Annotated in this window: 20 protein-coding genes; 12 read left to right on the forward strand and 8 right to left on the reverse strand. The window is 63.3% G+C overall.

Going from position 1 to position 17,035, the window contains the following annotated elements; translation table 11 throughout:
- Positions 1-43: 43 nt before the first annotated feature.
- Entirely contained in the window at positions 44-628 is a 585-nt protein-coding gene (locus CDV46_RS07820) for a TetR/AcrR family transcriptional regulator (RefSeq protein ID WP_087686625.1), read from the reverse strand.
- Between the two features lie 188 nt (positions 629-816).
- The gene (locus tag CDV46_RS07825; protein WP_087722251.1) at positions 817-3,054 is read right to left on the reverse strand and encodes a TonB-dependent siderophore receptor; all 2,238 of its coding nucleotides are present in this window, start codon (positions 3,052-3,054) and stop codon (positions 817-819) included.
- A 342-nt stretch (positions 3,055-3,396) separates the two neighbouring features.
- Between CDV46_RS07825 and CDV46_RS07830 the strand changes: the two genes are divergently transcribed.
- Both CDV46_RS07830 and CDV46_RS07835 read left to right on the forward strand, forming a co-directional pair.
- The gene (locus CDV46_RS07830) at positions 3,397-3,876 is read left to right on the forward strand and encodes an Lrp/AsnC family transcriptional regulator (protein WP_058377746.1); all 480 of its coding nucleotides are present in this window, start codon (positions 3,397-3,399) and stop codon (positions 3,874-3,876) included.
- Positions 3,869-4,780 (forward strand): DMT family transporter, encoded by a 912-nt coding sequence (locus tag CDV46_RS07835; protein ID WP_087686623.1) that lies wholly within the window; start codon positions 3,869-3,871, stop codon positions 4,778-4,780. The genes CDV46_RS07830 and CDV46_RS07835 overlap by 8 nt, the downstream gene beginning before the upstream one ends.
- A 54-nt stretch (positions 4,781-4,834) precedes the next feature.
- Here CDV46_RS07835 and CDV46_RS07840 read toward each other — a convergent pair whose 3' ends face one another.
- The gene (locus CDV46_RS07840; protein ID WP_087686622.1) at positions 4,835-5,593 is read right to left on the reverse strand and encodes an SDR family NAD(P)-dependent oxidoreductase; all 759 of its coding nucleotides are present in this window, start codon (positions 5,591-5,593) and stop codon (positions 4,835-4,837) included.
- Positions 5,594-5,755: 162 nt separating this feature from the next.
- Between CDV46_RS07840 and CDV46_RS07845 the strand changes: the two genes are divergently transcribed.
- Positions 5,756-6,670: a LysR family transcriptional regulator gene (locus tag CDV46_RS07845; RefSeq protein ID WP_087686621.1), complete on the forward strand. Its 915-nt coding sequence runs from the start codon at positions 5,756-5,758 to the stop codon at positions 6,668-6,670.
- A gap of 85 nt (positions 6,671-6,755) precedes the next feature.
- Here CDV46_RS07845 and CDV46_RS07850 read toward each other — a convergent pair whose 3' ends face one another.
- Positions 6,756-7,409 (reverse strand): TetR/AcrR family transcriptional regulator, encoded by a 654-nt coding sequence (locus CDV46_RS07850; protein ID WP_087686620.1) that lies wholly within the window; start codon positions 7,407-7,409, stop codon positions 6,756-6,758.
- Between the two features lie 224 nt (positions 7,410-7,633).
- Here CDV46_RS07850 and CDV46_RS07855 point away from each other — a divergent pair, with 224 nt between their 5' ends.
- The 4 genes from CDV46_RS07855 (at position 7,634) to CDV46_RS07870 (ending at position 10,435) form a co-directional block, all read left to right on the forward strand.
- Positions 7,634-8,056 (forward strand): YybH family protein, encoded by a 423-nt coding sequence (locus tag CDV46_RS07855; RefSeq protein ID WP_087722252.1) that lies wholly within the window; start codon positions 7,634-7,636, stop codon positions 8,054-8,056.
- A 94-nt stretch (positions 8,057-8,150) separates the two neighbouring features.
- Complete coding sequence (locus CDV46_RS07860) at positions 8,151-8,579, forward strand: VOC family protein (RefSeq protein ID WP_087686618.1); 429 nt, start codon at positions 8,151-8,153, stop codon at positions 8,577-8,579.
- A 156-nt stretch (positions 8,580-8,735) separates the two neighbouring features.
- Positions 8,736-9,665, forward strand: coding sequence for an ABC transporter ATP-binding protein (locus CDV46_RS07865; RefSeq protein WP_058377739.1), 930 nt, complete (start codon positions 8,736-8,738; stop codon positions 9,663-9,665).
- An 8-nt stretch (positions 9,666-9,673) separates the two neighbouring features.
- Positions 9,674-10,435, forward strand: coding sequence for an ABC transporter permease (locus CDV46_RS07870; protein ID WP_058377738.1), 762 nt, complete (start codon positions 9,674-9,676; stop codon positions 10,433-10,435).
- A gap of 12 nt (positions 10,436-10,447) precedes the next feature.
- Here CDV46_RS07870 and CDV46_RS07875 read toward each other — a convergent pair whose 3' ends face one another.
- Positions 10,448-11,062, reverse strand: a complete 615-nt coding sequence (locus tag CDV46_RS07875) for a glutathione S-transferase family protein (protein ID WP_087686617.1) — start codon at positions 11,060-11,062, stop codon at positions 10,448-10,450.
- 248 nt (positions 11,063-11,310) lie between these two features.
- Here CDV46_RS07875 and CDV46_RS07880 point away from each other — a divergent pair, with 248 nt between their 5' ends.
- Together CDV46_RS07880 and CDV46_RS07885 are read left to right on the forward strand one after the other, a co-directional pair.
- Positions 11,311-12,000: a type 1 glutamine amidotransferase domain-containing protein gene (locus CDV46_RS07880; RefSeq protein ID WP_058377736.1), complete on the forward strand. Its 690-nt coding sequence runs from the start codon at positions 11,311-11,313 to the stop codon at positions 11,998-12,000.
- Positions 11,997-12,578, forward strand: coding sequence for a GNAT family N-acetyltransferase (locus CDV46_RS07885; RefSeq protein ID WP_087722253.1), 582 nt, complete (start codon positions 11,997-11,999; stop codon positions 12,576-12,578). The genes CDV46_RS07880 and CDV46_RS07885 overlap by 4 nt, the downstream gene beginning before the upstream one ends.
- A 23-nt stretch (positions 12,579-12,601) precedes the next feature.
- Here the strand turns inward: CDV46_RS07885 and CDV46_RS07890 are convergent, their stop codons facing one another.
- Positions 12,602-13,123 carry a DUF1993 domain-containing protein gene (locus CDV46_RS07890; RefSeq protein ID WP_087686615.1) on the reverse strand — a complete coding sequence of 174 codons (522 nt, stop codon included), beginning with the start codon at positions 13,121-13,123 and terminating at the stop codon, positions 12,602-12,604.
- Between the two features lie 176 nt (positions 13,124-13,299).
- Here CDV46_RS07890 and CDV46_RS07895 point away from each other — a divergent pair, with 176 nt between their 5' ends.
- Entirely contained in the window at positions 13,300-14,037 is a 738-nt protein-coding gene (locus CDV46_RS07895) for a hypothetical protein (protein WP_087722254.1), read from the forward strand.
- A 49-nt stretch (positions 14,038-14,086) separates the two neighbouring features.
- On the opposite strand, the gene CDV46_RS07900 is transcribed toward CDV46_RS07895, so the two are convergent.
- Complete coding sequence (locus CDV46_RS07900; protein WP_249277386.1) at positions 14,087-14,632, reverse strand: nitrogen fixation protein NifQ; 546 nt, start codon at positions 14,630-14,632, stop codon at positions 14,087-14,089.
- 40 nt (positions 14,633-14,672) lie between these two features.
- On the reverse strand, positions 14,673-15,098 hold the full coding sequence (locus tag CDV46_RS07905; RefSeq protein ID WP_058377731.1) for a TOBE domain-containing protein: 426 nt from the start codon (positions 15,096-15,098) through the stop codon (positions 14,673-14,675).
- Positions 15,099-15,295: 197 nt separating this feature from the next.
- Here CDV46_RS07905 and CDV46_RS07910 point away from each other — a divergent pair, with 197 nt between their 5' ends.
- A complete protein-coding gene (locus CDV46_RS07910; protein ID WP_084656061.1) occupies positions 15,296-16,030 on the forward strand; it encodes a YoaK family protein in 735 nt (244 codons plus the stop codon).
- A gap of 101 nt (positions 16,031-16,131) precedes the next feature.
- Positions 16,132-16,893: a 3-oxoacyl-ACP reductase gene (locus CDV46_RS07915; protein ID WP_087686611.1), complete on the forward strand. Its 762-nt coding sequence runs from the start codon at positions 16,132-16,134 to the stop codon at positions 16,891-16,893.
- Positions 16,894-17,035: the final 142 nt, after the last annotated feature.

Consider the following 17,035-nt stretch of genomic DNA (forward strand, 5'->3'; position numbering starts at 1 on the left):
TCTCGCTCCCGTGTTCCTGCAAATCTGCCGTGCGCTCACGCGCTCATGCGATCGCGCACACCGACGTCACTACATCCCCGAGCCGCGACGGCGACCGGAAGAGTCGCGATGCCATCACGCTGCCCTGAAACCCGGCGAACAGCGCTCGTGCCGCCGCTTCCGGCGAGGACGTCAGCTTCAGCGATCCATCTGCGACGCCCTCCGCCAGCACACGTGCCAGCCAAGCCTCGTGGTACGCGAAGAACTTCTGCACCGCTTCGCGCACCGGCTCCGGCAGCGTTTCAATGTCTGCCGCGAGCATGCCGCACAGGCAGATGCGGTGGCCGTCGGCGGCGATACGTCCGAATGCTTCGGCGTACAGCAACAGCTTCTGTGCCGCTGGCAATGCCTCATCGATACTCGCCAGCCCCGCACTGATCGCCTCGTCATAAGCCTTCACGGCTTCGAGCACCAGATCTTCCTTGGCGGGGAAGTAGTAATGGATGCTCGACGTCTTCACACCGACCCGTTCCGACAGATCCCGATAGCTGAAGCCGTTGTAGCCTCGCGTCATCAGAAACGTCTGCGCTTGCTCCAGCAGCTGTTCCCTGACGGTGGGGGTTCCCGGCGATGTCGTTGTGCGATTCATGCAGCCAAGTTTATCTACTGGTAGATAGATAAGCAAGGTGTTTTTCAGCCGATGTCGATTGTTTCTTTCAATCGGAACGATAGCGATGTGTGCCAACACCTCCGCGCCCCAAAGAAAACAGCGGCCCGAAAGCCGCTGTCTGGTCTTGCTGGCCTTACCCACCGGGCCACGGGTGCCCGGCGCGTCAATCAGAAATCGATCTTGGCGTTCAGGCTCACCATGCGCGGGTCGGCCGGCTTGATGTAGTTGTCGTACTGATATTCCCAGTACTTGCGGTTCGTCAGGTTGCTGACGGCTGCGCGCAGCGTCACGTCCTTGCCGGCGACACGCGTGCGGTACGTCGCGCCGATGTTGATCAGCGTGTAGCCCGACACTGTGAGCGAGTTCGCCGGGTTCAGCACCGTGCGGCCGTTGTAGCGGATATCGCCGCCCACCGACAGACCCGGCACATACGGAATCTTGTAGTCGACGTTACCCGAGAGCACGAAGCGCGGTGCACCTCCCACGCGATTGCCGTCGAAGCCGTTCGTACGCGAGTACCAGCTATCGAGCGCCATGGCGCTGGCACCCAGCGTCCATTGCGTGCCCAGCTTCACCGAGCCGGCCATTTCGATCCCCTGATAGATCGACTGCCCGTCCGACACACGCACGTTGCTGCCATCCGTGTACACGGCACCGCGCTCGATGCGGAACAGCGCCGCCGTTGCGCTCCAGTTCGACTGCTCCGTCTTCACGCCCACTTCGTACTGACGGCTCTTCACCGGATTGAGCACCGCACCCGCGTTTGCGTACTGCACGGCGACCACTTCGCCCGCTTCCAGCGCCTCGACGTAGCTCGCATAAGCCGTGGTATTCGGCGTGAGCTTGTACATCACCGCGATGGTCGGCGTGACCACGCCGTTCTTCGAGTATGTCGACACGCCCTGCGCGTTCGTCTGGTTGTAGTTCGTGAAGCGGACACCGGCGAGTACCGACCAGCGATCCGTGAGCTGCACCGTGTCCGAGGCGAAGGCCGAGCGTTGCTCGATGGCGCTGGAGCGTTGCGCCTGAAGCGGCGTGCCGTTGCCGTAATACTGATACGACGTGCCCTGATACAGATTGCCCAGATAGGTCGGGCTGTAGACGTAGGCGTAGTCGTTCGTCTGGTACTGCGAGGCGATGCCGAACGTCAGTTGATGGGCAAACGGGCCCGTGCGCAGCTTGCCTTCGGCCGTGATCTGCCAGGCGCGGAACATGTTCGTCTCCGAGCCCAGATCGTTCTGCCCGCTGAAGTCGCCGGCACCGTTCAGCAGATACAGCGTCGCTTCGTTACGGTCGCGCGTCGACTTGTTGAACGCGTAGTTCGCCGACACCTTCCAGTCCGGATTGATCTGATATTGCAGACCCGTCGTATAGAACTGCGTGATCGTGTTCAGGTGCGTGGCCTGCGTTTGCAGGTTCGACGTCGACGCGTTGATCGGGCCGGGCAGTTGATTGCCCGTGAAGCTGTATGTCGAGAGCGACGGCGACGTGCCCGTCGCGCGGCGGTCCTGATACATCGCGCCGAAATTCCATGTCAGGTCCCGCGTAATGCGGGCGTCGAGCGCGACCGACACCGTATCGCGATTCAGATTGCCGTCCGTGTAAGTGCGGCCCTCTTCGTGCGTGTAATTCAGGCGAGCGCCGAACATATCGTCCGGCCCGGCGCGCCCGCCCAGATCGATGTGTTCGCGCCAGATACCTTCCGAGTGGAAGCCCACATCCACGCTGGCGATGCGCTCGTCGGTGGGCTTCTTCGTCACATAGTTGATCACGCCGCCCGGCGCCACAAAGCCGTACATGAAGCCCGACAGGCCCTTGAGCAATTCCACGCGATCGAACTGTTCGTACGGCATGGTCACACCGTAGGTCATCACCGGCAGGCCATCGAGCTTGAAGCCGTATTGCCAGTCGATCGGCATGCCACGCACATAGACGTAACCGGCCCATGCGTCGAACGCGTTGCTGCCGTCGGTGACCGAGGCGTCGGTCGAGAACACGTCGCCGAGTTTGGCCGGTTGCCGTTGTTCGAGTTGTTCCTGACTCACCACCGTGGTCGAGAACGGCGTATCGAGCTGGCTGCGCGAGCCGAGCGCGCCGTTCGACACCGACTGCTTCAGGTTTTGCGGCGTTTCGCGCAGTACCGAGCTGGTCACGGTCGTGGCTTTGAGGGTGGCCTGCGCCGCAGTCGCGTCGTTGGCCGACGCCGCCGTAGCGGCTGTCGTGGCAGGTGCCGTCGTGACCGCGGGTGTCTGGGCACCCGTGTCGGCCGACTGGGCCAGCGCCGGGGCGCTCACACCCAATGCCAGCATGGCGGCGAGCGTAATCGGCGTGAACGGAACGAACTGGGTGCCGGAAATACGGCGGCCGGCCGCGCGGCGTGCACGTGAGGCGTAATCGAAAGACATGACAAAAATCCCGAGTGACAGAAGCAAAAAGCCTTTTGCTAATTTTTCGTAATGAGAATCGTTAATGTTCTCATTTGTGACGCGGGATGTTAGCAGACTGTCACGCATCGTCAACAAACGTTGAGCCGTGCGGGGAGAAACAACACCCAAATACAACATTCACAACATTCCAAATCCTTACAGCGCGGGGAGACATTCGGCGTGTGAGCCGCGGGGACTGAGGGGGCGTCGATACCCGCGCGAAATGCGCGATAAATACGCTAGTATTGCGGCACTGTCGCCTACCGGGCGGCCAATTGACTGGAACGCCGGTCCTTATCAGGGGCCGCAGCGCATTGTGGTATGGAACTCGACGCTATTGATTTGAAGATTCTGCGGGAGCTGCAAGCCGACGCCCGCCTCACCAACGTGGAACTCGCCTCGCGCGTGAACCTCTCGCCCTCGCCTTGCCTGGCGCGGGTGAAAGCGCTCGAAACGGCGGGTTACATCCGGCAGCGCGTGACGTTGCTCGACCCGGCACGTCTCGGGTTGCACATCAACGTGTTCATTCACGTCACGCTGGAGAACCAGCATCGCGACGGCCTCGACGCCTTCGAAGCCGCCGTGACCGCCCTGCCCAACGTCATGGAGTGTTACCTGATGTCGGGTGACGCCGACTATCTGCTGCGCGTGATGGTGGCCGACATGAGCGCCTACGAAACGTTGATCACCGATCGCATCTCGCGCATCCCCGGCATTCGCAACATCCGCTCCAGCTTCGCGCTCAAGCAGGTGCTTTACACAACTGCCGTGCCGGTGCCCGACGCGTCCGGCGATGCCTGAGGGCACGTCGCACTTCGGTCAACAACTTGCCTTGCACACGGCCGCGATGCTCTTTGGCGCGTCGGCGTTGTTCGGCGAGCATATTGCGGCATCGAGCACGATGATCGTGTTCGGGCGCGGCCTGTTCTCGTGGCTGGCACTCACCGTCATCGCAGTAGCGGGACTCGCTGGCTTGCGCAGTGCTGCGCGGCTCTCGGGCGGCGCGCCATGGCAGGGTCTCGCCCCGTCGTCGGCCGTGCGCCTGCTCATCGCGGGCGTCCTGCTCGCCGTGCATTGGCTGGCCTTCTTTCTTGCCATCAAGGAAGGCGGGGTCGCCGTCGGCACCCTCGGTTTTGCGTGCTTCCCGGCGTTCGTCATCCTGCTCGAATGGCCATTGCGCCGTGAGCGCCCGACGCTTGGCGACGCGGGTGTCATCGCGCTGGTGTGCATCGGGCTTGCGCTTGTCACGCCGCAATTCGACTGGCAGGCCAACGCCACCATCGGTCTCGCGTGGGGCGTGCTCTCCGGTGCGATCTACGCCGTCATTGCGCTCTCGAATCGGGTGCTTGGCGCGCAGGCGTCGCCGTTGCAGGCCAGTTGGTGGCAGTGCCTCGCCATCGTGATCGTGCTCGCGCCCTTCGTCGGCCGCGAAGCGCTCGACCTGCCTGCGTCGCAATGGGGCTGGCTCGCGTGCCTCGGCATCGTATGCACGGCGCTCGCGTACACCCTGTTCATCCACGCGTTGCGCACCGTGAAGGCGAGTCAGGCGGCCGTCGTCATTGCGCTGGAACCGGTGTATGCGATTGCGTTTGCATGGGTGCTGTTCGGCACCTCGCCCACGCTCAAGATGCTCGTGGGCGGCGCGTGCATCGTCGGGGCCGTTGCATGGTCCGGCTGGATGCGCGGGCGTCGCGGCGCCCACTGAGGCCACGCGAAAAAACAGGGGCCGAAGCCCCTGTGTGACACAACCGCTAGCCGCTCAGACGAACATGCCGCCCGAGGCTTCGATGCGTTGGGCGTTGATCCAGCCCGTTTCATCGGCCAGCAGCGCCGCCACCATGCCGCCGATATCCTCGGCTTCGCCCACGCGGCCGAGTGCCGTATTCGCAGCGACCATCTGATTCACGCCCGCGTTGTCACGCACCGTGCCGCCGTTGAAGTCCGTGGCAATCGCTCCCGGTGCAACCGTGTTGGCGCGAATGCCCCGCGCGCCCAACTCTTTCGCGAGATAGCGCGAGAACACCTCGATGCCGCCCTTCATGATCGCGTAGGCCGATGCCCCCGGCAGCGAGAAGCGCGCCAGACCGCTCGACACATTCAGAATGCGCCCGCCATCGGCAATCAACGGCAGCAGCGTCTGCGTGAGGAAATACGGGCCCTTCAGGTGAATGCGCACGAGGTCGTCGAACTGCGCTTCGGTCGTTTCCGCGAACGGTGCGTGTAACCCCGTGCCGGCGTTGTTCACGAGGAAGTCGAACGTGTCGCGCTTCCAGACTTCCTTGAGCACACGCTTCACCTCGGCGGCGAACGGTGCGAACTGCGCGCTATCGGCGACGTCGAGCGGCAAGGCGACGGCATTGGCACCGAGCTTGCCGATCTCGGTGACGACCGCGTCGGCGTCGGCACGCTGGCTGCGATAGGTCACGATGACGTCGATACCGCGACGGGCGGCGGCCAGTGCCGAAGCGCGGCCCAGACCGCGGCTGCCACCGGTGATGAGAACGATCTTGCGGGTCATGGTGTAACTCCTGAGTTCGAGCGCTGCATGCGGTAGGTGCTGACGGCGCCTCGGTATCAACATCCTATTGCAACGAATTCCGCCAATAAACCCGATGAATTTGATTAAACTGATCAAATTCCGATAACAATCGACCGGCACGCCCACCGGCCAACGCCCGCCATGCATCAACTCGACGCCATGCGCATCTTCGTCCGGGTGACGGAGACCGGCAGCTTCACGCAGGCCGCCGACAGTCTGGGACTGCCGCGCGCCAGCGTGTCCAACGCCATCAAGCAACTCGAAACCAAACTGGGCACGCGCCTCCTCCACCGGACCACCCGGCGCGTGCAACTCACGCAGGACGGTCAGGCGTGTCTGGAGCGCTGCAAGGACCTGCTTGCCGATATGGAAGAGTGGGAAACGATGTTCGTGGCGCGCGACGAAGCGCTCACGGGGCGGCTGCGTGTGGACTTGCCTGCGACGATCGCGCGCACGGTCGTGATTCCGCAGCTCCCGGCGTTTCTGGCGTTGCATCCGGCGCTGCGCGTGGAGCTGTCGAGCACCGACCGGCGCGTCGATCTCGTGCGAGAGGGGTTTGATTGCGTGCTGCGGATCGGCACCAACGCCGATTCGACACTGATCGCACGCCCGCTAGGGTCGCTGCGTCAGGTGAACGTCGCCAGTGCCGCATATCTGAAGCGCTATGGCGAGCCCAAATCGCTCGAAGACCTGCATGAGCATCGGTTGATTCACTACACGACCACGCTCGGCACGCGCCCCATCGGCTGGGAGTATTTCGATGGTGAGCGTTACGCTCAGTGGCCAATGGACGGCGTGCTGACCGTGAACAACACCGATGCCTATCAATCGGCCTGTCTCGCGGGACTGGGGCTGATTCAAGCACCGGAAACCGGCGTGCGCACGCATCTGGCAGAAGGCACGCTGCGGGAAGTGATGCCCGGCTTTCAGGCCGAGCCGCTGGCAGTGACGTTGCTTTACGCCAACCGCCGCCACCTGCCCCGCCGCGCGCAAGCCTTCATGAACTGGCTCGCCGATTTGCTCACGCCGAAGCTGACGGCAACCGAGGGCAAATAGGCACAACCGGCACACCAGCACATCAGCCGGCACATCAGCCGGCACATCAGCCAGCACGTTATCCCGCGCCGGATGCCGCCATGCATTACAGCCCCTGCTCCACCATCGCCACGAGCCGGTAGCCGAGCGCATCGACTTGTTCGTCCGGCAGATCCCGCAGCGGGCCGTCGATCACCAGCACCGACAAGCCGTGCACGGCGGCCCAGGCCAGATATTCCGCGCCGGGCCGCTGCGACGGCGCAATGATCCCCGCCGCCAGCATCCGGTCGAGCGCCGCGCCGAGCAACTGGAACGGGTTCAACCCGCTCGCGCCCGCCTTCTCAGGATCGGCCGGCCCGCGCACATTCTCCGAACTCGCAAACGCCGTGCGAAACAACCCCGGATGCTGCCGGGCGTAATGCAGATAGCCAATCCCTACCGCCCGCAACCCCGCACGCGCAAGTGCCACCGCATCGTCCTGCGGCATCGCGTCGAGGGTGGCAAGTTCCTGCTCGATCGCGATGGCCAATTCGGCCAGTGCGGCTGAGCGCACGGCATCCAGTAAATCCTGCCGGTTGGCAAAGTGCCGATACGCCGCGTTGGGAACCACCCCGGCCCGGCGGGTGGCTTCACGTAGGATCACGGCGTCCGGTCCACCATCGCGCGCAAGCGCAATCCCCGCCTCCAGCAAGGCCCGGTGCAGGTCCCCGTGACGGTAAGTCGTGCGCACCGGCCCCGCTGTTGTGTCTTCTTCTGTCATTGCAACTCCTTGTGGACAGTGTCCATTATGTCTGCTATTGTTTGTGTACACTGTCCACAAAGGCAAGTTGCAGTGCGCAAAAAGGCGTTATTTGCACTCACCGGGACGGTCGACGCAGGCGTTATTCCCCTCGCTCTCATGCCGCGCCCGCGTTCATTTCAATCGTTTCGTTTCGCCGCCGTTGCAGTCCCCCCGAAGTCACACGCTTTGCATCAGGAGGCACTATGGTTGAGACGTATCCCGCACACGGCGACGAAGCCGCCATTCGTGCGATCAATGCGGCATGGCTCGACGCCGTGCGCAACAAGAAGGTCGGCACACTGTTCGCGCATTACGACCCCGAAGTCGTGTTGTTCGACGTGATGCCACCCGCCGAGCATCGCGGTATCGAGGCATACCGTGAGTTGCTCGAGAGTTGGTTCAGCCATGCGGTCGGACCGATTCATTTCGAAGTGGCGCAGTGGCAGCTCACGCTCGCCGGTGAACTGGCGTTCAGTCACAGCGTGAACACTGTGCGCAATACGAGCCCGGACGGCCAGTCGCGTGGCGCCACCGTGCGTGCCACCGTCTGCTATCGCAAAACCGAGGGCCGTTGGCGTGTCGTGCACGAGCATGCGTCGGTGCCGATGGCGATGGCACCGTGTTGAGTTGTCACCGTTGATTCATCTTGTTTGACCGTATCAGGGGCCGTCGCCTGCGGGTATCAGCCCCCCATCCCCAGAAGAGATCGAGGAGCATTCCATGCAAGTTCATTCCTATTTGTTTTTCGAAGGCCGTTGCGAAGAAGCGCTGGAGTTCTACAAGAAGGCGCTGGGTGCCAAACCCGGCATGATGATGCGTTACAGCGACAGCCCGGAGTCGTGTCCGGAAGGCATGCTGCCGCCGGGCAGCGAGAGCAAGATCATGCACGGCGAAATGACCATCGGCGAAACGATGGTGATGGTGTCCGACGGCCGGGTGAGCGGTAAGCCGAATTTCGGCGGCTTCTCGTTGTCGGTCGACTTCACCGAAAGCAAAGACGCCGAAAAGGCTTTCAACGCACTGGCCGACGGCGGCGAGATCGGCATGCCACTCGGACCGACCTTCTTCGCCATCACGTTCGGCATGGTCAAGGACCGCTTCGGCATGAACTGGATGGTCATCGTGCCGCGCGAGATGCCGAAGGCCTGACGTACGGAAGCACGCCGCAGGCAGGGTATCGGCCCGCCCCCTCAAGGGCGGGTCCACGGGCATCGGGCTGGCAACGGCCCGATGCCCGCGTTTTCATTGGGCACAGCCGTCGCCCCTCGCCAACAGATTACGCAAGCCTGTGCTATCGTCGCCGCCATGCCTCCAGTGATCTCAATCCAAAATCTGTCGAAGACGTACGCATCGGGCTTCCAGGCGCTCAAGAACATCAACCTGGATATCCACCGCGGCGAGATCTTCGCACTGCTCGGCCCCAACGGCGCCGGCAAGACAACCCTCATCAGCACCATTTGCGGCATCGTGCGGCCCACCTCGGGCACGGTCACGGTCGACGGTCACGACATCGTCACCGACTACCGTGCTGCGCGCGAAGCCATCGGTCTCGTGCCGCAGGAGCTGACCACCGACGCGTTCGAATCGGTGTGGGCCACGGTCTCTTTTTCGCGCGGCCTGTTCGGCAAGCCCGCGAACCCGGCGCACATCGAAAAGGTGCTGCGCTCGCTCTCGCTCTGGGAGAAAAAGGACAACCGTCTCATGCAGCTCTCGGGCGGCATGAAGCGGCGTGTGCTGATCGCCAAAGCGCTCTCGCACGAACCGCGTGTGCTGTTCCTCGACGAACCCACCGCCGGTGTCGACGTCGAGTTGCGCCGCGACATGTGGCGGCTGGTGCAGTCACTGCGCGAGACTGGCGTGACCGTCATTCTCACCACGCACTACATCGAAGAAGCCGAAGAAATGGCGGACCGCGTGGGCATCATCACCGGCGGCGAAATCACGCTGGTGCAAGAGAAGACCGAACTGATGCGACGCCTCGGCAGCAAGCACCTGACGCTGCAACTGAGCGAACCGCTCTCGGCCGTGCCCGATGCGCTGGGCGGCTACGGCCTCACGATCGGACAGGAAGGCAACGAACTGGTCTTCTCCTACGATGCCAACATCGAACAGACGACCATCGCCGCCCTGTTGCGCGATCTGGAACGCGCCGGCATCGCCGTGAAGGATCTGAATACGACGCAAAGCTCGCTCGAAGACATCTTCGTCTCGCTCGTGCACAAAAAAGAAGGATGAGCCGCGCCATGAATTTTTACGCCGTGAAGGCGATTTACAACTTCGAGATGGCGCGCACGCGACGCACGCTGATGCAGAGCATCATCTCGCCCGTGATTTCGACGTCGCTGTATTTTGTGGTGTTCGGCGCGGCCATCGGCTCGCGCATTCCGGAGATCGAGGGCGTGCCGTACGGCGCGTTCATCGTGCCGGGCCTGATCATGCTCTCGCTGCTCACGCAGAGTGTGTCGAACGCCTCGTTCGGGATCTACTTTCCACGCTTTACCGGCACCATCTACGAGTTGCTCTCGGCGCCGGTGTCGTACATGGAGATCGTGCTCGCCTATGTCGGGGCGGCGGCGACCAAGTCGGTCATTCTGGGCGTGATCATGCTCGGCACTGCGGCGCTGTTCGTGCCGCTGCGCATCGAGCATCCGTTCTGGATGATTCTGTTTCTGGTACTCACCGCGATCACGTTCAGCCTGCTCGGCTTCATCCTCGGCATCTGGGCAGACGGCTTCGAGAAACTGCAACTCGTGCCGCTGCTCATCATCACGCCGCTCACGTTCCTCGGCGGCAGCTTCTACTCGACGCACATCCTGCCGCCGTTCTGGCGCACGGTGACGCTGTTCAACCCGGTGGTGTATCTGATCAGCGGATTCCGGTGGAGCTTTTACGGGCTGGCCGACGTCAGCGTCGGCGTGAGCCTCGGCATGACGCTGGTGTTCCTCGCGGTGTTCGTCGCCGTGATCGCGTGGATGTTCAAGACCGGCTACCGTCTCAAGAACTGACGTCCGTTATCTTCAGATCGGAGGGGTCTCGCGAAACGCGGGCATCCCCTCGGCCTGCGCGGAGAACCGGGCAACTTCCGGAAACTCCGCGCTGAAATCGACCTCCGGCAAGAGCAACTGGTGAAAGCGCCACGCCACGGCGATCGTCACGCCATGCTCGCCGATCGCGTCCGGCGTTGCCAGAATCGGCACCTGCGCCAGCTCCACCTCCAGCCCACGAAACGCCGCACGCACCTGCGTGCGCACACGATCCGTCCAAGGCTCGTGCCGCTTCTCAAGCGGACGCAGTTCGCGCTCGTACACCAATTGCACCGACTTTTCGCAAGCCGCCAGCGCCAGTCCCGTCAGGCGCAAGGCGCGCAGCCGCTCTGCCGGGTCGACCGGAATCAAGCGCTGTTCGGCATCGACCAGTGATTCGAGGTATTGCAGAATCAGCGTCGAATCCATCAGCACTGTGCCGTCGTCGGTGATCAGCGTCGGGGCCTTCACCACCGGGTTGATCGCGGCAAAGGCGTCGAACGTGCTGAACACCGACAGCGAGCGATGCTCGTACGGCAGGCCAAGCAGCTTCAGGCAGATGGCCGTGCGGCGTACGTACGGGGAATCCAGCATTCCAATCAATTGCATGTCTCGCTCCAGTGGGCTTCGGGCGTGGCCCGCATCCGCACAAGCATAGCGGACGCGCCGCGGCCCGCAAATCGAATTCCTTTGCGGCTTTCTGCCAATTCCGCTCACAAGCCGCGCTGGTGAGCGTCATCCGCCCATTGAAGTCAGTCACATGACCGGGAACATGTAACGCCACAACCTGTCGCCTGCGAGTGAACGCTATGGCAGGTAAAATGATTCGCACGGCTGACTCGACAGGGAGACGTTTCATGAACATCCTGATGGTTCTGACCTCGCACGACCGCTTGGGCGACACGGGCAAGAAGACCGGTTTCTGGCTCGAAGAATTCGCCGCGCCCTATTACGTCTTCATCGACGAAGGGCTCGCGGTCACGCTCGCCTCACCGGCCGGCGGACAACCACCGCTCGATCCGAAGAGCGACGAGCCCGACGCACAAACCGACGCCACGCGCCGGTTTCGCGAAGACCCCGACGCGCAGAAGGCCCTCGCCACCACGCTGCGGCTGGCCGACGTCAAGCAGGACGACTACGACGCGGTGTTCTATCCCGGCGGCCACGGCCCGCTGTGGGATCTCGCGCAAGACCCGAATTCCATCCGTCTGATCGAAGCCTTCGAGCGCGCCGGCAAGCCCATCGGTTTTGTCTGCCACGCGCCCGGGGTGTTGTTGAAAGTGCGCGACGCCAATGGCGAACCGCTCGTGCGCGGGCGTCACGTGACGGGCTTCTCCAACGATGAAGAGGCAGCCGTCGGGCTGACCGACATCGTGCCGTTCCTCGTGGAAACCGAACTCGCGAAGCTGGGCGGGCTGTACGAAAAGGCCGACAACTGGCAATCGCACGTCGTCGGCGACGGCCGCCTCGTGACCGGTCAGAACCCCGCTTCTTCCGAAGAAGCGGCCCGCACAGTGCTCGCCATGATGGAGCCGCGTCTGCCATGAGTCCTCCCGCCCGCCCGACGATGGCGAAAACGACGGCCACGGCCGCTGCCGCAGACGTCGACGTACGGCGTCTGGTGCCGGCCGACGCACTCGCCTTTCAGGCGCTGCGTCTCGCCGGCTTGCAGGCGCACCCGGAAGCGTTCGGTTCCAGCTATGAAGTCGAGAAAGACTGGCCGATCGAGCGCGTGCGCGAGTGGCTGGAGGTGCGCCCGGACGTGGGTGTCTTCGGGGCGTTCGATCGCCAAGGCAGCGACGAACGTCTGGTGGGCGTGCTCGGGCTTGGGCGGCAGAAGGCCAGCAAGTTCGCGCACGTGGGCTTTCTGTGGGGGATGTACGTGCAGTCCGACAGCGTCGGGCGCGGTATTGGCCGGGCGCTGATCGAGTCGGCGGTGGCGCTCGCGCGCTCCCAACCCGGCCTGCGCCATCTGACGCTGCAAGTGAGTGCGACCAACCGGGCGGCGATCGCACTCTATCAATCATTCGGATTTGTCGAAATCGGCCGTGAGCCCGACGCGATGCGCATCGGCAACACGTATCAGGACGAGTTACGCATGTACCTGCCGATTTCGACGCACTGACCGCCGACGACGGCGGTTCAGGGTCAGATCTTTTCCATTTCGTACGGACCGAGGTAGTCCGTCTTCCCGACGGCCACGCCTTGCGCGCGCAAAATGTCGTGCGTCGTCGTCACGTGGAAATAGAAGTTCGGCAAGCCGAATTTCAGCAGGTAATCCACGCCGTCCATCGTCGTCTGGTAGGCCTTGAACTTCAAGGTGATCTCACGCGACTCCGCCCCTTCGAAACGGTCTTCGAGCACACCGGCGATAAACGCTTCGGTGTTGGCGATGCGATCGCGCAGTTGATCGAACGTCGTTTCGTTATCTTCGAATTTCGGCGATTCCACACCTGTAAGACGTGATACGGCAAACTTTGCCGTATCGCTGACACGCTGCACCTGAGCGGTGAAATCGAGCATGTCCGGCGCCAGTTTCGCTTTGAGAATCGTCTCGGGATCGAGCGCCTTTTCTTCACAGTGCGCACGCGCTTTCTTGATGTAGTCGGCCATGACCGTCAGGCCGCGCAGGTAGACGGGAACGGTGGCGCGATAGAGGGAAATCGACATGGTGAAACTCCTTCCGGGGGCAGGGACGTCGGCGCAGCGGGCACTGCACCGTGCAAACGCACATGCTAGCAGCGCGCGGAAATTCTCGCCGCGCACCGGTCCGGCTGATCGATTTGTGAAATCCCGATACAGCCCGCGCACATCACACTCCTTGCTGACCCCAAGAGGAGCCTGTTATGTCGACCGCCATCACCACCGCTGCCACGTGCTTCGGCAACCCCGACTACCGCACGCTGGATGCTGCGCAAATACGGCTCTGCGTGAGCGCCAAGTACGAAAGGGATGTCACGAGCCTGTGGGGGCGAATCAAAGACTACTTTCTGGGCACGTGCAAGGAAGATGCCAAGGTGACCCTGTTCCGGCTGGCGCATGCCGAGACCGCCGCCGACCAGTTCGAAGCGTTCCGGCGGCTCACTGACCTTGTGGCGCCCTCACGCGACGATCTGCTCACCTGGCACGTCTCCGAGAAGCCGTCCTGTGCCTTTCAGATCGGTGACTTCACGCTGCCGGCGAAACAGGACTGGATGAGCTTCGCCCAATTCGGCGACCCGGGACTGACGCTGGAAGATAAAGCCCGTCTGCTCCTGCTAATGCGCTACAACGGGCAGCAGGTCGTCACGCATTTCCATGAATTCGGTGTGGGGGCGGTGCTCGATAGAAATGCCGATTCCGTGCTCCATGCGCAGAGCGTGTTTCTCGCGAATGCCCCGGAACTTTGCCATGCGCTGGCCGTTCTCGGACTGCATCGCAACGACGAGCACGGTAATTTTGCCGACGACCTCAACCAGACCGTCGAGCGCGTGCTCGACAGAACGGTCAATGATGGCAATGCCACAGCGCGGGCAGGACGCAACGCCGAGAATCTGTCGATTCTGATGACGCATCTGATACCGCCAACAGCGGTAGCGGCGTAGCGAAGCGGCGCGACCAAAACGCCCTACACAACTGACGGCGCGACGCGCCCTAGCGCTGCCGCAGATGCGCGTAGCACTCGCCGTAGGCTTCACAACCGGGGCAGCCCGGCGCAGGCGCAGGCGCGCGGCCGTACGCGCTGGCGCAGGCTTCCGCGAGAAACCGCTTCCAGCGCAGATTCAGCGTGTTTTCCGCCGCGAGTGCCGGGAAGAAATGGGTGAGAAGTGCGGTGACATCGTCGCGCCCCGACAAGCCCAGATCACGCCAAAGGTGATCGGGACGCAGACAGGCCGTGGCGAGAATCGTCGCCATATCGGCGGCATCGGTCGGGTGGAGAATCGGGTCGGCACGGCGGCGCAGCATTTCGCGCATTTCCACCACGAACGTGGCGTGGGCGGCCCAGGCGGGCGTCGGCAGATCCGCCACCAGCGCCCGCCACTCGGCAGGCACGGGGGCGAAATGGCGTCGCAGCAATTCCGCGAATGCGGCCCCCGACAGCCCGAGCCGGGCAGCCCGTTCGGGCGTCGCGTTCGGGAGGAACAACGCGGCGAAGATCGCGCCTTCAGGGCGCGCGTGCGATGGTTGCAAAGGCGTCAACGATGTCTCCATCGTCATGCAGCAGGTTCGGCAGGTTCGTTCAGGCAACCGCCACGATCACGCTCGATGCCTTGACCAGTGCAGCGGCTTCACGACCGGCTTGCAGGCCGAGGCGCTTGGCGCTTTCGTTCGTGACGATGGCCGCGATCACCGCGCCGTTGTCGGCCTTGATCTCGACTTCGCTGTTCACTGCGCCGGTTTCCACGCGCGACACCTTGCCGGTGATGACGTTGCGCGTCGACACCTTGCTCGCGTCAGCGTCGACCATCACGATGACCGACGACGCCTTGATCAGCGCCACGGCCTCGCTGCCTTCTTTCAGACCGAGGTTCACGGTGCTCTCGTGCGTAATCACAGCGACAATTTCCTGACCCGCATCGGTGCGCAGCGTCACTTCGTCATTGACGGCACCGCGTTGCAGGGCGACGACCTTGCCGGTGAACTGGTTGCGTGCGCTGGTCTTCATCAGGAATCTCCATTCATTCAGTGGTTCGGACAATACGTGACACAGCACGTGTCATGCTGCGTGCCCCGCAGTGGGTTGAAGTATAGCGGGTCGACCCGATGGTGACATCCAACTTGCGGTGATATGCTTCATCAGCACCCGCCATGCCGACGTACGCACCGCAACTGCACCGTCCCGCCTTGCGAACAGGAGTCCTCATGGGAACGCCCCGCCACATCCCCACGCCGACGCAAGCCGCGTCATTCGCCCGCCTATGTGTCACGCATTTCGCGAAGCCGACCAACATCGGGATGACACTGGCCTTTGTCGCCGGCTATATCGACGTGGTGGGTTTTATCGCGCTGTTCGGCCTGTTCACGGCCCATGTCACCGGCAACTTCGTGATGATCGGCGTGCAGCTCGTGGCGAGCACCCATGTCGGCGTCCTTGCGAAATTGCTCGCGTTGCCGGTGTTTGTCGCGGTGGTCGCGATGGTGAAGCTGGCGGTGCAGGGCTTTTCGCGCGCCGGGCGCCGCCCGTTGCGCCTGCTGCTGGCCACGCAGACGCTGCTGTTGCTGGGTTTCATGATCGTGGGCATGATCGCGCGCCCCATCGTCTCGGCCGACGCCCCGCTGGCCATTCTGGCGGGCATGTTCGGCGTCGCCGCGCTGGCGATTCAAAACGCGATCGGACGACTGCTGCTGGCCGACCTCGCGCCCACGACGATCATGACGGGCAACACCACGCAGATCGTCATCGACATGGTGGAACTGGCGAGCGGCAACTCGGGCGACGACAAGGCCGCACGTACGCGCCTGAAGAAGATGATTCCGGCATTGGCGGCATTTGCCGTGGGTGCGGTTTTCGGCGGCTTCGCGTATCACTGGACGAGTTTCTGGTGCGTGTTGTTGCCCGTGGTGCTGCTGAGTGCGCTGGCCGCAGCGAATGAGTGACCTGCCTCGGGCACAAGACACCCCGTAGAACGCGCGATAATGGCACCCGGTGCGCACGATGCGCATCAGAACATCACAAGCACACGACAAGGAACATCGGAATGAAGCTGGAATCGCAGTGGGTGCTCGTCACGGGCGGCGCCCGCGGTTTGGGTGCAGCCATCACGCGCGCCGTGGCGCGCGAGGGCGCGGGGGTGATCATCAACTATCTGCGCAGCGATGCCGCCGCGCGTACGCTGGCCGAATCGATCGGTCCGCGCGCGATTGCCTTGCAAGCCGATGTGACCGACGAGAAAGCCGTCGCCCGGCTCTTCGCCGAAGCCCGTGAGCGCACCGGCGCACCGATCGTCTCGGTCGTGAACAATGCCCTGGCAGACTTTCGCTTCGACGGCGACGCGCGCCCGCAACTGGCCGATATCTCGTGGTCGCGCTTCACGCAACAGTTCGAAGGCGCCGTCAAAGGCGCGCTCAACACCATGCAGGCCGCATTGCCCGGCATGCGCGAAGCCGGCTTCGGACGCATCGTGAACGTGGGCACCAACCTGTTCCAGAACCCGGTGGTGCCGTACCACGACTACACGGCCGCCAAGGCCGCACTGCTGGCACTGACACGCACGGCGGCCAACGATCTCGGCCCCGACGGCATCACGGTGAACATGGTCTCCGGCGGCTTGCTGCGCGTGACCGATGCGAGCGCCGCCACGCCGGAAGCCGTGTTCGACCTCATCGCGAGCCTCACGCCGCTGCGCCGGGTCACGACACCCGACGAGTTCGCCGACGCCGTGCTGTATTTCCTCTCGCCGTGGGCGCGCGCGGTGACGGGGCAGAATTTGATCGTGGACGGGGGCTTGGTGAAGGGCTGACAAGGCTAACCCTCGGGGCTGAAACTCGGGGCAAGACCTCAATGCCGGATGTCGAGGCAGAGCCCCGTCAACTACGGCCGCGTCCGCACCAACGCCGGACGCGGTAAAATTGCGCACTTCGCCTTTCTCCCTCCCGACCCGA

It is taken from the genome of Pandoraea sp. PE-S2T-3 (assembly GCF_002179965.1).
In the GTDB taxonomy this organism is placed as follows: domain Bacteria; phylum Pseudomonadota; class Gammaproteobacteria; order Burkholderiales; family Burkholderiaceae; genus Pandoraea.

Bases quoted from the DNA above. Each gene is read 5' to 3' on its own strand.
- CDV46_RS07820 (WP_087686625.1), bottom strand. From the start codon at position 628: ATGAATCGCACAACGACATCGCCGGGAACCCCCACCGTCAGGGAACAG.
- CDV46_RS07825 (WP_087722251.1), bottom strand. From the start codon at position 3,054: ATGTCTTTCGATTACGCCTCACGTGCACGCCGCGCGGCCGGCCGCCGT.
- CDV46_RS07830 (WP_058377746.1), top strand. From the start codon at position 3,397: ATGGAACTCGACGCTATTGATTTGAAGATTCTGCGGGAGCTGCAAGCC.
- CDV46_RS07835 (WP_087686623.1), top strand. From the start codon at position 3,869: ATGCCTGAGGGCACGTCGCACTTCGGTCAACAACTTGCCTTGCACACG.
- CDV46_RS07840 (WP_087686622.1), bottom strand. From the start codon at position 5,593: ATGACCCGCAAGATCGTTCTCATCACCGGTGGCAGCCGCGGTCTGGGC.
- CDV46_RS07845 (WP_087686621.1), top strand. From the start codon at position 5,756: ATGCATCAACTCGACGCCATGCGCATCTTCGTCCGGGTGACGGAGACC.
- CDV46_RS07850 (WP_087686620.1), bottom strand. From the start codon at position 7,409: ATGACAGAAGAAGACACAACAGCGGGGCCGGTGCGCACGACTTACCGT.
- CDV46_RS07855 (WP_087722252.1), top strand. From the start codon at position 7,634: ATGGTTGAGACGTATCCCGCACACGGCGACGAAGCCGCCATTCGTGCG.
- CDV46_RS07860 (WP_087686618.1), top strand. From the start codon at position 8,151: ATGCAAGTTCATTCCTATTTGTTTTTCGAAGGCCGTTGCGAAGAAGCG.
- CDV46_RS07865 (WP_058377739.1), top strand. From the start codon at position 8,736: ATGCCTCCAGTGATCTCAATCCAAAATCTGTCGAAGACGTACGCATCG.
- CDV46_RS07870 (WP_058377738.1), top strand. From the start codon at position 9,674: ATGAATTTTTACGCCGTGAAGGCGATTTACAACTTCGAGATGGCGCGC.
- CDV46_RS07875 (WP_087686617.1), bottom strand. From the start codon at position 11,062: ATGCAATTGATTGGAATGCTGGATTCCCCGTACGTACGCCGCACGGCC.
- CDV46_RS07880 (WP_058377736.1), top strand. From the start codon at position 11,311: ATGAACATCCTGATGGTTCTGACCTCGCACGACCGCTTGGGCGACACG.
- CDV46_RS07885 (WP_087722253.1), top strand. From the start codon at position 11,997: ATGAGTCCTCCCGCCCGCCCGACGATGGCGAAAACGACGGCCACGGCC.
- CDV46_RS07890 (WP_087686615.1), bottom strand. From the start codon at position 13,123: ATGTCGATTTCCCTCTATCGCGCCACCGTTCCCGTCTACCTGCGCGGC.
- CDV46_RS07895 (WP_087722254.1), top strand. From the start codon at position 13,300: ATGTCGACCGCCATCACCACCGCTGCCACGTGCTTCGGCAACCCCGAC.
- CDV46_RS07905 (WP_058377731.1), bottom strand. From the start codon at position 15,098: ATGAAGACCAGCGCACGCAACCAGTTCACCGGCAAGGTCGTCGCCCTG.
- CDV46_RS07910 (WP_084656061.1), top strand. From the start codon at position 15,296: ATGGGAACGCCCCGCCACATCCCCACGCCGACGCAAGCCGCGTCATTC.
- CDV46_RS07915 (WP_087686611.1), top strand. From the start codon at position 16,132: ATGAAGCTGGAATCGCAGTGGGTGCTCGTCACGGGCGGCGCCCGCGGT.